At 57.9% G+C, this 13,682-nt stretch carries 13 protein-coding genes; 6 read left to right on the top strand and 7 right to left on the bottom strand.

The window, feature by feature from the left end:
- Window positions 1–6: 6 nt before the first annotated feature.
- The 6 genes from ABJN86_RS14055 to ABJN86_RS14030 all read right to left on the bottom strand — a co-directional run bounded on the left by ABJN86_RS14055 (window position 7) and on the right by ABJN86_RS14030 (window position 6,779).
- Window positions 7–1,605, bottom strand: coding sequence for a carboxyl transferase domain-containing protein (locus ABJN86_RS14055; protein WP_348363412.1), 1,599 nt, complete (start codon window positions 1,603–1,605; stop codon window positions 7–9).
- Window positions 1,602–2,123: a lysozyme inhibitor LprI family protein gene (locus ABJN86_RS14050; RefSeq protein ID WP_348363413.1), complete on the bottom strand. Its 522-nt coding sequence runs from the start codon at window positions 2,121–2,123 to the stop codon at window positions 1,602–1,604. Before ABJN86_RS14050 ends, ABJN86_RS14055 begins: the two co-directional genes overlap by 4 nt.
- Window positions 2,123–2,605, bottom strand: coding sequence for a hypothetical protein (locus ABJN86_RS14045; protein WP_348363414.1), 483 nt, complete (start codon window positions 2,603–2,605; stop codon window positions 2,123–2,125). Before ABJN86_RS14045 ends, ABJN86_RS14050 begins: the two co-directional genes overlap by 1 nt.
- A gap of 213 nt (window positions 2,606–2,818) precedes the next feature.
- Window positions 2,819–3,982, bottom strand: a complete 1,164-nt coding sequence (locus ABJN86_RS14040; RefSeq protein ID WP_348363415.1) for an acyl-CoA dehydrogenase family protein — start codon at window positions 3,980–3,982, stop codon at window positions 2,819–2,821.
- Window positions 3,983–4,844: 862 nt separating this feature from the next.
- Complete coding sequence (locus ABJN86_RS14035; RefSeq protein WP_348363417.1) at window positions 4,845–6,059, bottom strand: aminotransferase class I/II-fold pyridoxal phosphate-dependent enzyme; 1,215 nt, start codon at window positions 6,057–6,059, stop codon at window positions 4,845–4,847.
- Between the two features lie 54 nt (window positions 6,060–6,113).
- On the bottom strand, window positions 6,114–6,779 hold the full coding sequence (locus tag ABJN86_RS14030; RefSeq protein ID WP_348363418.1) for an HAD-IA family hydrolase: 666 nt from the start codon (window positions 6,777–6,779) through the stop codon (window positions 6,114–6,116).
- 122 nt (window positions 6,780–6,901) lie between these two features.
- Here ABJN86_RS14030 and glmU point away from each other — a divergent pair, with 122 nt between their 5' ends.
- Genes glmU through ABJN86_RS14015 form a run of 3 tightly spaced genes read left to right on the top strand, consistent with a single transcriptional unit; the run spans window position 6,902 to window position 10,764 of the window.
- A complete protein-coding gene (gene glmU, locus ABJN86_RS14025) occupies window positions 6,902–8,257 on the top strand; it encodes a bifunctional UDP-N-acetylglucosamine diphosphorylase/glucosamine-1-phosphate N-acetyltransferase GlmU (RefSeq protein ID WP_348363420.1) in 1,356 nt (451 codons plus the stop codon).
- Window positions 8,258–10,081 carry a glutamine--fructose-6-phosphate transaminase (isomerizing) gene (gene glmS, locus ABJN86_RS14020; RefSeq protein WP_348363421.1) on the top strand — a complete coding sequence of 608 codons (1,824 nt, stop codon included), beginning with the start codon at window positions 8,258–8,260 and terminating at the stop codon, window positions 10,079–10,081.
- Window positions 10,078–10,764 (top strand): DNA alkylation repair protein, encoded by a 687-nt coding sequence (locus ABJN86_RS14015; protein ID WP_348363423.1) that lies wholly within the window; start codon window positions 10,078–10,080, stop codon window positions 10,762–10,764. Before glmS ends, ABJN86_RS14015 begins: the two co-directional genes overlap by 4 nt.
- On the opposite strand, the gene ABJN86_RS14010 is transcribed toward ABJN86_RS14015, so the two are convergent.
- Window positions 10,761–11,291, bottom strand: a complete 531-nt coding sequence (locus ABJN86_RS14010) for a hypothetical protein (RefSeq protein WP_348363425.1) — start codon at window positions 11,289–11,291, stop codon at window positions 10,761–10,763. The genes ABJN86_RS14015 and ABJN86_RS14010 overlap by 4 nt on opposite strands.
- 85 nt (window positions 11,292–11,376) lie before the next feature.
- On the opposite strand from ABJN86_RS14010, the gene moaA reads away from it, so the two are divergent.
- The 3 genes from moaA (at window position 11,377) to ABJN86_RS13995 (ending at window position 13,657) form a co-directional block, all read left to right on the top strand.
- Window positions 11,377–12,381 (top strand): GTP 3',8-cyclase MoaA, encoded by a 1,005-nt coding sequence (gene moaA, locus ABJN86_RS14005; RefSeq protein ID WP_348363426.1) that lies wholly within the window; start codon window positions 11,377–11,379, stop codon window positions 12,379–12,381.
- Entirely contained in the window at window positions 12,374–12,826 is a 453-nt protein-coding gene (locus tag ABJN86_RS14000) for a hypothetical protein (RefSeq protein WP_348363428.1), read from the top strand. Before moaA ends, ABJN86_RS14000 begins: the two co-directional genes overlap by 8 nt.
- A gap of 69 nt (window positions 12,827–12,895) precedes the next feature.
- Window positions 12,896–13,657, top strand: coding sequence for a sulfite exporter TauE/SafE family protein (locus ABJN86_RS13995; protein WP_348363430.1), 762 nt, complete (start codon window positions 12,896–12,898; stop codon window positions 13,655–13,657).
- The last annotated feature ends 25 nt before the right edge of the window (window positions 13,658–13,682 follow it).

The following is a 13,682-nucleotide window of genomic DNA, read 5'->3' as shown; positions in this document are numbered from 1 at the left end:
CTGCCATCACATCCTAAACACGCCAAAGCGTGTCTCCTCTATTGGGGCATTCAGGGCCGCGCGCAGGGACAGGGCCAACACGTCGCGGGCCTTTCGGGGATCAACGATACCGTCATCCCACAACCGCGCGGAGGCATAGAGCGGATGCGACTGCTCCTCGAACATATCAATCGTGGGTTGCTTGAAGGCGGCTTCCTCTTCCGCCGACCAAGTGCCGCCCTTGCGCTCAATCCCGTCGCGTTTCACAGTGGCCAGAACCCCCGCCGCCTGCGGGCCACCCATGACCGATATCCGACTATTGGGCCACGACCACATAAAGCGCGGCTGATAGGCCCGCCCCGACATGCCGTAGTTCCCAGCCCCGAAAGAGCCGCCCACCACCATCGTCACCTTGGGCACCGATGTTGTGGCCACCGCCGTCACCATCTTGGCCCCGTGGCGCGCGATGCCTTCGTTCTCATATTGCTGGCCGACCATAAAGCCGGTGATGTTTTGCAAGAACACCAAGGGGATGCGCCGCTGAGAGCAGAGCTCCACAAAATGCGCGCCCTTTTGGGCCGCCTCGGAGAACAGCACCCCGTTGTTGGCAATGATCCCCACCTGCATGCCGCAGATATGGGCAAAGCCGGTCACCAAGGTCTCGCCGTAACGTTTCTTGAACTCGTCAAAGCGAGAGCCATCAACGACGCGGGCAATCACCTCGCGGATGTCGTAAGGCGTGGTCAGGGACGCAGGCACGACGCCCAGCAGCTCGGACGGGTCATAAAGCGGCGCGTCATATGTGGCGGACGCGCCATCCACCTCGCCGCCCAAATTTCCAACCGCCTGACGCGCCAAGGCCAAGGCGTGGGCGTCGTCTTCGGCCAAGTAATCCGCCACGCCGGACAAGCGCGTGTGCACATCGCCGCCGCCTAAGTCTTCGGCGCTGACGACCTCTCCCGTCGCGGCCTTCACCAAGGGGGGGCCTGCGAGGAAGATGGTGCCTTGTTCCTTCACTATGATCGTCACGTCGGACATGGCAGGCACATATGCGCCGCCCGCGGTACACGACCCCATCACCACCGCGATCTGCGCGATGCCCTTGGCCGACATCCGCGCCTGATTGTAGAAGATGCGCCCGAAGTGGTCGCGGTCAGGGAAGACCTCGTCTTGGTTGGGCAAGTTCGCCCCGCCGCTGTCCACAAGGTAGACGCAAGGCAGGTGGTTTTCCTCAGCGATCTCTTGTGCGCGCAGGTGCTTCTTTACGGTCATCGGGTAATAGGTGCCGCCCTTCACGGTGGCGTCGTTGCACACCACCATGACCTGTCTCCCCCCGACCAAGCCAATGCCCGCAATCACGCCCGCACATGGGGCAGCACCACCGTACAAACCATGTGCCGCCGTGGCCCCGACCTCCAGAAACGGAGAGCCCGCATCAAGCAAGTTCGCCACACGGTCCCGCGGCAGCATTTTGCCACGTTTTAAGTGGCGTTCCCGCGAACCTTCGCCCCCGCCCAGCGCCGCCGCTTGGGCCGCGTCTTGAACGACTCGCAACGCCTCTAGGTTCGCCGCCTCATTGGTGCGGAACGCCTCGGAGCTTGCGGATATGTCGGAGGTTAACCTCATTGCTTGCCCCCCCAGCCATCGCCAAAGTTAAGCCTAATGGCCTGCTCTGCCGTCGTCTCTAGCTTGCATTGCGCGACCACAGATTCGCCACCTGAACCACCAACCCAATATGCGAGTTCAACATCGCAAGATGTGTCTCTATGTCTGCGCCACGCATTGAGCGCATCTCGCGTCATATCAATAAGGTCGACGGATGGCGCACCAATTACCGCGCGATCTACTTCGAACTTTTCCGCCCGTACAATCTGGGACGCCTGCCCGATGGCGAGCTGCCTTTCCCAAAACGTAAACTCATCAATGATACAATCGGTCATCGCGGCATTTGATTTGTGTGGTAGCCCCTCACGGCAAGTCTTGGCACCTTCGCCTATGCATTGCTCGAGGTCTCCCGAAGAATTCTCGATACAAGATTCCATCGTTTGTCCCAGTGAGCTTAACATCACATCCTCGGCGAGAACTGGTGCTCCTGCCAACGCTGCAAACAGAATAGAGCTTAATACGCATGTGTGATATCGCATCACTGCTCCTTAAACTCGCAGTACCCAGCGGCAGATCGCCCGTCTAAGCAGGCAGCAAATTCGCTAGACAACCCTGCAAATTCGCTGACCTCGCACCCCAAGCGCGCACTTTCCGCCCCAGTGGGTTTCGTGCTCGCCACCTCTTGGCACTTTTGCGCGACATAGCCGGTCCATTGCCCCATCAGGTCGAGCAACTCAAACGCGCCCCCCGAGGTGACTGCCTCAATCACATGTGTTTGCAGGGTTTGAACCGTGCCGGACCATTCCTCTCGCATACCCCCAAGGCAGGTGACATGGGCATCCGTTCCGACCTCATGAGACACGCAAGGCTGAAACATCAGCTCCACGCATTGAGGCCAAGTCGTGCTGCCCTGCTCCATGTTTTCCAAACAAGCCAGCACGAGCACTTTATCCTGCGCGATGGTGGTGTCGGCTACGACTGGCGTGCCTATAAGGACGGCAACTAGCGGCAAGTACTTCATAGTAAATCCTTTTCCATATCCCACACGTAAATTCCCTCCATTAGAACCGCGCCTTCATTTCGCGCAAAGTTTGCAAAAACGATGTGTTCTCACGCAAGATACAGGATATGGCCTTGGGTACGGCTTCGGACCCGCCAAAAACTGATTTCTCAGCGGCAGCCGTCCAGGGGATCAATACTCCCGTCGCTATAACATCCCAAAGGAGCTTCACACTCACCCCATCGCCCCCATCATCTCGCGGCCCACCAGCATGCGCCTGATCTCGGATGTGCCCGCACCGATCTCCATCAGTTTGGCGTCGCGGAAAAGTCGCGCCACGGGAGCGTCGGCAAGGAAGCCTGCCCCACCCATCGCTTGCACGGCTTGGTGCGCTTGGACCATGGCTTGCTCGGACGAATACAAGCAGCACGCCGCCGCGTCTTGGCGGGTAATTGTGCCGCGGTCGCAAGCACGCCCCGCCTCGTAAACATAAGCGCGCGCAGAGTTCATCGCCGTATACATATCGGCGATCTTGCCTTGCATCAGCTGGAACGAGCCGATGGGTTGGCCGAACTGCTTGCGCTCCGCCATATAGGGCATGACCTCGTCCAAGCACGCGGCCATGATGCCAGTGCCGATGCCTGCCAAAACCACGCGTTCATAATCAAGGCCCGACATCAGGACGCGCACGCCGCGCCCCTCCTCGCCCAAGACATTCTCGAACGGGACTTCCACGTCGTCAAATATCAACTCGGCGGTGTTGGAGCCGCGCATGCCCAGCTTGTCGAAATGCGCAGAGGTGCTGAAGCCCTTCATAGACTTCTCGATGATGAACGCCGTGATCCCCTTGGGGCCTGCGTCAGGGTCGGTCTTCGCATAAACCACCAAGGTGGAGGCGTCCGGCCCGTTGGTGATCCAATACTTGTTGCCCGACAGGCGGTAGTGGTCGTTGCGCTTTTGGGCCCGCAAAGACATAGACACCACGTCGGACCCCGCCCCTGCCTCTGACATAGCCAAGGCGCCGACGTTTTGGCCAGAGATCAGGTCAGGCAGGAATTGCGCCTTTTGCTCGGTCGTGCCGTTCAATTTGATTTGGTTGATGCAAAGGTTGGAATGCGCCCCGTAGGAGAGCGACACCGAGGCCGATGCGCGCGCGATCTCTTCCACCGCTATGACATGGGCGAGGTAGCTCATGCCCGATCCGCCCTCTTCGTCAGGTACCGTAATTCCGTGCAGACCCAACTCCCCCATCTCGCGCCACAAGTGGGCGGGGAATTCATTGGTCGCGTCGATCTCGGCGGCCAAGGGCTTCACGCGGTCTTGCGCCCAGCGGTGCACCATCTCGCGCAGGGCATTTACATCGTCACCCAAATCAAAATTCATCGAGGCGTTAAACATGTCAGCGATCCCACTTATTGAACACGTGTTCAAATACTAGTCTGAGGATTTTCGCCGGTCAATACCAGCGCGCCATTTGCGCCGCATGAGCGATTTAGAATCAGACGCCTCCCTCAAACACGACTGGCGCAGTTAATCGTCACCATCTCAAAAATATTTTCCGCCGCCCGAAAAAAGGTAAGGAATACCCTACCTCGAAAACGGCAAAAACCGCCTAAGTCATTGCCAAAACAGCATTTACCTTGCACCTGTGGGGGTTGCGTCTCATTTTCAACACAATGTCTGTTCCGATACACTGAGTCAAAAAATGATCTATCTAGCCTTCTATAGGGGAGAGGGTCGGCCGTTTAGCGATACGCTTGTAAAATGGGTTACCCGCTCTGAGTTTTCGCATGTTGAATTGTTAGTAAGTTCCCGACCACCAAAAACCGGAGAAACCCATAGCTGCGTCACGGCGCAAGGAAAAAACGGTGGCGTATGTGAGCGCGACCTGTATTTCCGCGAAGGGGCGTATGAATTTGTTCAAGTGCCTTGGGCCCCCCATGACACATTAGAACGCGCCAAACTGCACATGGGCCGCGGCTATGACTACTGGGGATTGTTAATGAGCCAGTTCATTAACTTACGGCGCCATATCAAAAATCGGTACTTTTGCTCCAAGCTGTGCGCTCAGGCCTTGGGCCTGTCAGAAGCGCATACCTATTCCCCTGGGGACCTCAAACGCATCGTCGAGGAGCACAACCGCGTGTACCGAATGGCCCATATGGCTGCCAAACCAATCACGGTGTCGTCAGCGCAGCCCAAGGGTGTGTTCACACCGCCGCCAGCAAATCTGCCCGATCACCCAGACACTAGGTTTCCGTCATTGGCCCGCCAAGGCCGCTCGGCCTTTCAGCGCGCGGGCTTCGCTTTGAATAATGCGCGCAATGAGATCGCAATCCTCGACCGTGAATGTCAGCGGGAGGCGCATATCCAACAGGCCGGAGAGGATTTCATCCGTCCGCGACAAAACCTGCGGCCGCGCGTATCGCCAACTGTCGTAGCGAGACGTGAAGGCTACGGGCTCTGGCACGCCGAACCACTTAAGCTCCACGCCTCGTGCGGTGCATCGAGACGCAAACTCTTCAATTTCTCCAGCGGACGCCTCGGGGAGCCGAAATTGGATCGATGACCCCACAAACCCACCGCGCGGGTCGCGTTCAATAATTTGCAAACCGGGCGCATTTCGAAGCCCGGCTTCAAGCGCAAGGTAGAGCGTATTCCACGCCTCAACCTGCTGGGGCAGTTTTGCAAGCTGCGGGCGTAAAATGGCCGCTCGCAGGTTGTCCATACGACCCGAAATATTTGGAGTGTCGTATTTCACTTGCTCAAACGCCTCGGCAGGCGGCGATGCCAAGTGCCGCTCGAAAAGCATATAAGAGCCAGACAACATGATCGCCCGCGCCATCAAGTCAGGGTCATCCGAGACCAAGAACCCACCTTCGCCAGAGTTGATATGCTTATAAGTTTGGCTGGAGTAGCACCCGATAGCCCCGTGGCGTCCCGAAGGCGTGCCCTGCCAATCCGCCCCCATCGTGTGGGCGCAATCTTCAACCACCAAGACCCCCGCTGCGTTGCACATCGCCATTAGGCGGTCCATGTCGCACAAATGCCCGCGCATATGTGACAACAGCAGGTACTTTGAGGCCGAAGCCTCGATCTGTGCCTCCAGATCATCCAGATCGATGCTCAAATTTTCGGATGTCTCGACATACAACGGCTCCGCCCCAAGGGAAGCAATCGCACCCGGCACAGGAGCCAGAGTAAAGCCGTTGGTCAGAACCGTATCGCCGGCCTTCACCCCCACCGCACGCAGCGCACATCCTATCGCATAACCGCCCGACGCCACCGCTAACGCGTATTTTGCCCCCGTATAGCTTGCAAATTCTTGCTCAAGAAGCGCGGTCTCCCCCAGCTCCCCTTCAGCCACGTTATAGCGGTGCAGACGCCCGTGCTGCAAAACAGCCATCGCGGCGGCAATCCCTTCGTCTGGAATAGGCTCTTGTTGGGTAAAACTACCTTCAAAAACTTCAAACATCGCAAGGGCCTCCGTCAAATCCAGCCTAGACCTTGGCGGGGCACGGAATGAAGGTCAAGCAATCAGCCGCGACACAATTTCATCAAGCTCGTCAAAGTGGTCCATCAACGCCTCAGGCTTCAACGCCGCCACATCAAAATCCCCAGGCCCGAAGGTCACCAAGATCGAAGGCCTGCCTGCATTTGCCGACGTGTCGCGGTCGGTTTTTGTGTCCCCCACCAAAACGGATTGCGCGGGATCGCCACACGCACGCGTCACCGCCTCGATATACGGGGTCGGGTCGGGCTTGCGCACGGGCAAGGTGTCAGCCCCCACGAGGCTATGGAACACGTCGCGAAAATCCAGCTCAGCCATCAACTGCTCGGCCAAGCCTTCCGGCTTGTTGGTGCAGATGCCCACACGGTAGCCCGCGTCCCGCAAGCGCGATACCGCTTCGCGAGCCCCCGGATACAGTTTGGTATGAGTGGCAATGTCTTTGCCATATGCCTCCAGTAAAATCGGGTACTGCGCATCAAGGTCGGCCTCATCAAAGGGGATGCCCAACCGCTCAAACCCCAAGGTCAACATGGCACGCCCCCCTCGCAGTGCCGTCCCCGCATCGGTTTTTGTGGTTAAAACATCCTCATGCCCCAACCCCCGAAAACACATGTTCGCAGCGGCAAGCAAATCCCCGCTCGTGTCGGCCAAGGTGCCATCAAGATCGAAAATTACCGTGCGCATAGCGGCCTCCTGTAATGCGGCGAAACCTGTTGTGACTTAGGCGCACCTTGCGCTGCAGTACGATATCGATAGAACGAGGCCAACAAGAAGGAAAGGCCGGGCAACCGGAAAAGGTCCCAACTGTGAGCAGAACACCAATTGCACTCATTCTATTGGCCGCTGGCCAAGGCAGCCGCATGAATTCGGACCGCCCGAAAGTCCTGCACGAGATCGGCGCTGGACCGCTGGCCGTTCACGCCTTGCGTGCCGCCACAGCCTTGGAGCCTGACAAAACCGTCGTGGTCACTGGGCACGGGGCCGAGCAGGTCGAAAAAAGCCTTTCCAAGCATTACGACGACTTGGAATTCACGCGCCAAACAGAGCAAAACGGCACGGCCCACGCCGTCGACCAAGCCCGCGCGGCGTTGAGCGGCTTTGAGGGCGACGCCCTCGTCCTATATGGCGATACGCCCTTCGTATCTGCCGAGACACTGGAAAGCATGGCGGAGGCCCGCGAAGACGCGGATGTCGTGGTGCTGGGGTTCAACGCGAAAGACGCAGGTCGCTATGGTCGTTTGATCACCAACGGCCCCTCCCTTGAGCGGATCGTCGAGGCCAAAGACGCAACACCCGAGGAACTGGCCGTAACCCTGTGCAACTCCGGCGTCATCATGTGCCGCGCGCAAACCATGTTCGAACTGATCGCCGACGTCACCAACGACAATGCCAGCGAAGAATACTACCTGACCGATATCATCGGCCTCGCCCGCGCACGCGGCCTGTCCGCCGCAGCCGTCACTTGTGATGAAGCCGAAACCCTTGGCATCAACACCCGCCACGAGCTTGCCGCCGCAGAAAGCGCGTTCCAAGCCCGCAAACGCGCTGAAGCCTTAGAGGACGGAGTTTCGCTGGAACACCCCGACAGCACCTTCTTCGCGTTTGATACCGTGGTTGGCCGTGACGCCGTGGTCGGGCCAAACGTGGTCTTTGGCCCCGATGTGACCGTTGAATCCGGTGCGCATATCAAGGCGTTCAGTCATTTGGAGGGATGCCACGTCGCCCGCGACGCAGTTGTCGGCCCCTTCGCCCGCCTGCGCCCCGGCGCGGAGCTGCAAGAAGGTGCAAAAGTCGGCAACTTCGTTGAGATCAAGAATGCGACCTTGGCCGAGGGCGCGAAGGTAAACCACCTGTCCTATGTGGGCGACGCTCACATCGGCGAACGCGCCAACATCGGCGCAGGCACGATTACTTGCAACTATGACGGCGTGTTCAAGCATCGCACGACCATCGGCGCGGATGCATTCATCGGGTCAAATACCTTGCTAATCGCCCCTGTTGATGTGGGCGCCGAAGCCATGACAGGATCTGGCACAGTGGTGACCGAAGATGTGCCAGACGGCGATTTGGCTTTGTCGCGGGTACGTCAAACAAACAAGATTGGGTTTGCTCGAAAACTGATGCAAATCCTTAGGGCTAAAAAGATGAAAAAGGACGCGTAAATGTGTGGAATTGTTGGAATTTTGGGGAAGAACGAAGCCGCCCCAATCATCGTTGAAGCGCTCAAACGCCTTGAATATCGCGGCTATGACAGCGCAGGCATTGCGACAGTAAACCAAGGCGAATTGGATCGCCGCCGCGCGATCGGCAAACTCGTAAACCTCTCCGACCTATTGGTGCATGAGCCGCTCGCGGGCAAATCTGGCATCGGCCATACCCGCTGGGCAACTCACGGCGCGCCTACGGTGACGAATGCTCACCCGCACCGCTCCGGCCCCGTCGCAGTAGTCCACAACGGGATCATTGAGAACTTCAAAGATCTACGCGCTGATTTGGAAAAAGACGGCTTTACCACCGAAACTGAAACCGACACTGAAACCATCGTTCTTCTGGCCCGCCGCTACCTTGAGCAAGGCCTTTCTGCCCGTGATGCCGCTGAGAAGACCATCGACCAACTGGATGGCGCATTCGCTTTATGTTTCTTGTTCCATGGTGAAGAAGACTTGATGATCGCTGCCCGAAAGGGCTCACCCCTGGCAATCGGCCATGGTGACGGCGAAATGTACGTGGGCTCAGACGCCATTGCTTTGGCCCCGATGACCAACCGCGTCAGCTATCTCGAAGAAGGCGACCGAGCAATTCTAACCCGCGACAGCCTTGAGGTTTACAATGCCGAAGGCAAGCTGGCAAACCGCGCTGTGAAGACGATATCACTGGATGAAGCTCGCATCGAAAAGGCTGGTCACAAGCATTTCATGTCTAAGGAAATCGCTGAGCAACCCGTGGTACTCGCTGATGCCTTACGTGCCTATAGCTCCGCTGACGCCAAAGGTATTGAGTTGCCAAGCGGAACACTCGACTTCACCAAATGCGACCGTATCACGATGGTTGCTTGTGGGACGGCCAACCTCGCCTGCCAAGTGGCGAAATACTGGTTTGAGCAGGTTGCTGGCCTTCCCGTTGATGTCGACATCGCATCCGAATACCGCTACCGCAGCCCTGTTATCTCGGACAAATCCTACGCTTTGTTCGTGTCCCAATCAGGCGAGACCGCGGACACTTTGGCCGCCCTTCGCTATGCCAAAGAGCGCGCGGCTATGATCTTGTCCGTGGTGAATGTGCCCGAAAGCTCCATCGCGCGCGAAAGCGACTTGGCCCTGCCGATTATGGCGGGTGTGGAGGTTGGGGTCGCCTCGACCAAGGCCTTCACCTGCCAACTACTGGCGCTCGCAGCCCTCGCGTTGAAAGCGGGTCACCAACGTGGTCACATTGATGATGCCGCACTGGCCGCCCATATGGCGGACCTGAACCTACTTCCGGGCATATTGAACCAATCTTTGTCCTTGGAAAAAAGCATCAAGCGCGTCGCACGCAAAATAGCATCCGCACAAGACGTGCTATTTTTGGGCCGTGGCCCCATGTATCCCCTAGCACTCGAGGGCGCATTAAAACTAAAAGAAATCAGCTATATACACGCCGAAGGTTATGCGTCAGGTGAGCTAAAGCACGGCCCCATTGCATTGATCGACAAGACCGTGCCTGTGGTGGTCATGGCCCCAACGGACGAGCTGTTCGATAAGACCGTCTCCAACATGCAAGAGGTAATGGCGCGTGGTGGCAAGGTGGTTCTGATCACCGACGCCCAAGGCGCAAAGGCCGCAAGCGACGGTGTTTGGGAGACTGTGATTATGCCTAGCATCAGCCCCTTCCTCGCCCCGATCCTCTATGCGGTTCCCGCGCAGCTGCTCGCCTACCACACGGCGGTTGCCAAAGGCACCGACGTTGACCAACCCCGTAACCTAGCCAAATCGGTAACTGTCGAATGACCCCACAAGACGCGCTTGCACATCTAGATAGCTTGAAGGATGAGACCAAATTCGAGAGCCTCGCGAAGCATCACGGCGTAGATCGCCCCTACCTTGGCATTGCGACACCGGTGCTCGACCAGCTTGCAAAGGACTGGCGTGGTGACGATCTGCACACGCGTCTGACACTCGCAGCCGGCCTATGGGACAGCAACATCCATGAGGCCCGTATATGCGCTGCAAAACTGTTGACCCAAGCCCGTATTCGTCCCGATGACACGCCTGCGTGGGAGTTGTTGGTCGGTTGGTTGGCCGACTTGGATTGCGTGGCCATCGCCGATCAGGTCGCCAACGCCGCGTCTAAGCGCGTGATCTGGGACACTACCCGATTGGACGAGATAGATGGGTGGACCACGTCGGAGCATGTTTGGACGCGCCGCGCCATCTTCGGTGCCACCCAACCTTGGACCAAGCAAAACCGCGCCAAGCTAGAGGACGAGGCCATTCGTGACCGCGCTCTGGCATGGGCCACCATATTGGCCGAGGATCATGATCCCCTTATCCAACGCGCAATTGCATGGTGGCTTCGTGACTTGTCGCGCCATGATGTTCCGCGCGTGCAAACCTTCCTTGAGGAGCACGGCGAGCGGATGACCCGCTCAGCCCGCCGCGAGGCAGCCCAAATGCTAAAACGCCAAGCCTAAAGTCTGGAAACCTTCAGCGTCGCGAGATCGGTCAGCCCTAATCCCAACGCCCGCATAGCGGCTAAGGATATGCGGCTTCCGGCCGAGGCCGCCCCCTCTATCGGGATCAACTTGACCTGAACCACCGCCCCGCCTTCTGTCTCAACCGAGCCTTGGGTTTCTTCGCTCACCAATGGCGTGCGCAGCCAGAAACCTTGCTCCGTTGGGTCGCCCAGGCTGGCCACTGTGGTGCCAAGCTGAGACGTGGCGTTAGTCGGAACAGCCTTGGCGGCGGCCTTTTCAGCCTCTGTCGTTTGATCCAAGGATGCGGCTGATTGTCCGATGCTCGACACTTCAACAGATGCAGGGGCTTCCAGTGGTGTGGTTTCCACCGCGTCCTCGGGAAGGTTGATTGCGCTCAGCGGCTCAGAGGCCGCAGGAGCAGTGGTTTCGGGCCTTTTCCCCAACCCTTCAAACGGATTTTTAAACTCCCCACCGCAAGCGGACAGGGACAAGATGAGGGCGGCTGGAAGGATATATTGCTTCATAACAAATAGTTTATCTGGTCTTATTTGGATCATCAACGGTCTTAGGCGGGTTGTGGCAGTCTCTTGCGCAGACTACGCTGCCCGCATGAAAGCACCTTTGATTGACCCGTTCCAACGTGCCATCACGTACCTGCGCCTTTCCGTCACGGATCGTTGCGACTTTCGCTGCGTCTACTGCATGTCCGAGAACATGCAGTTTTTGCCGAAAAAAGAGCTGCTTACGCTAGAAGAGTTAGACCGCATGTGTACCGCCTTCATCGGGCTGGGCGTCGAGAAGTTGCGCATCACAGGTGGCGAGCCATTGGTGCGACGTGGAATCATGGGCTTCTTTGAAGGCATGGGACGGCATCTGGAAAGCGGGGCGTTGAAAGAGCTGACGTTGACCACTAACGGCTCCCAGCTCGAAAAATATGCGGCTGATTTGTATTCCGCAGGCGTGCGCCGCGTGAATATCTCGCTCGATACACTCAACGAGGCAAAGTTCGCCGAGATCACCCGCTGGGGCCGCCTGCCCCAAGTTTTACGCGGTGTTGAGGCCGCGTTGAAAGCAGGCCTGCGCGTCAAGATTAACGCCGTGGCCTTGAAAGACTTCAACGAGGAAGAGCTGTTTGACATTGCTGCATGGTGCGCTGATTTGGGCATGGATCTGACCTTCATCGAAGTGATGCCCATGGGCGATATCGGCAATGAAAACCGCATCGGCCAATATTGGTCCTTGGACGACCTGCGCGCCAAGCTGGCCGAGGAGTTCACCCTGACCGACCTGTCCGAACGCACCGGCGGCCCTGCCCGCTACATGCGTCTGGAAGAAACCGGCCAAAAGATCGGGCTTATCACGCCGCTGTCACATAACTTCTGCGAAAGTTGCAACCGCGTGCGGATCACATGTACCGGCGAAATATACACCTGTTTGGGGCAAGAGGGTAAATCCGACCTGCGCGGCCCGCTGCGCGCGTCCGAGAGCGACGGCCCGTTGGACGACGCCATTCGCGCGGCGATCGGCATGAAACCCAAAGGCCACGACTTCGACTATTCACGCCAAGAGCTTGGCGGTCAGATGTCGCGTCACATGAGCCATACGGGTGGCTAAGACATGGCTGTTGCGGTTTGCAAAGCCGTGGCTGGCGGGATGGCTCAGCTTATCTGCCGCATCGATAACTCATGAGTTCGTCTCCTTCGGCTACACCCACGGGTATTTCACTGGCGAACGTAATCTTGGCTATGGCGTCTATCCTACAACACCAATGGGTATCGTCATCGAGTCGCTTGTAATCAGTGCGGTCGCAGGCATTGCAATTGCGGTTTCCTGCGCGTTGATTAGCCACCACATAGTTAGGTTGATCCTCGCCGCAGTACTTTGGCTGATCTTATGCCGTCAAATCTACTTCATGACTGCCTATGGATACCGCAGTGATTTTGGGGCGACTTGGCTGTGGCGAGAACCATTTTGGGCGCTGATGTGGTCCCCTTGGCTGACCCCGCTCGCCACCCTGTTAGGGCTTCTCCCGTTCCTATGGAGCATCCGCAACCGATAAGCTCGCTGGTATGCGCTTGCCTCTTGTGCCACACAGTCGCCTAACCTGCCCTTAGCCTTCGAGACCACAATGACCCTATTCGAAATTCTGCTGCTATTGTCCGCCGCCTTTGGTGCGGGGGTGCTGAACACTATTGCGGGGGGCGGTACGTTTTTGACCTTCCCTGCCCTCGTCTTCGTGGGCATCCCGCCTGTGGTGGCCAATGCGACCTCCACCGTCGCGGTACTTCCGGGCTACTTGGGTGGCGCGCTTGGGTTTCGCAAAGAGGTTATGGAGTTCGACCGCAAGCAGCTGTTCCGCTTAATTGGCATCGGCCTACTCGGTGGCGCGCTTGGGTCTTTCTTACTGTTGATCTCATCAGATCGCGCCTTCTCGGCCTTGGTGCCGTTCTTGCTGTTGGCCGCGACGCTGATCTTCCTGTTCGGGGCACGCATCCGAGCTTGGGCCGCCTCGCGTTCGCAGTCTGTCACGCCCTTCGGCTTCATCGGCATGTTCGCGGTGTCGACCTATGGCGGCTACTTCAACGGCGGCTTGGGCATCATCTTACTGGCGCTCTTCTCGCTTTGGGGAATGACTAATATCCACCAGATGAACGGGCTGAAAACCTCCATGAGCTTCATTCTGTCGGTCATCTCAGTCGCGATTTTTGCAGGGGCTGGGATTATCGAATGGAAGGCCGGCCTGATGATGATGGTCGCCTCCACCGCAGGTGGTTATGCGGGGGCGCCTATCTCCAAGGCACTGCCGATGTCCGTAGTGCGCACCATCGTCGCCACAGTCGGCTTTGTCATGAGTGCCGTGTTCTTCTACCGTGTCTTTATCGCTGGGTAAGGCACCCCCACCCAGCGACTTAGCA

Origin of the sequence: Litoreibacter sp. (assembly GCF_039974535.1) — a bacterium.
Classification (GTDB): Bacteria; Pseudomonadota; Alphaproteobacteria; order Rhodobacterales; family Rhodobacteraceae; genus Litoreibacter.
The sequence above is the reverse complement of the archived record's forward strand: the minus strand, read 5'-3'. Positions and strand labels throughout refer to the sequence as shown.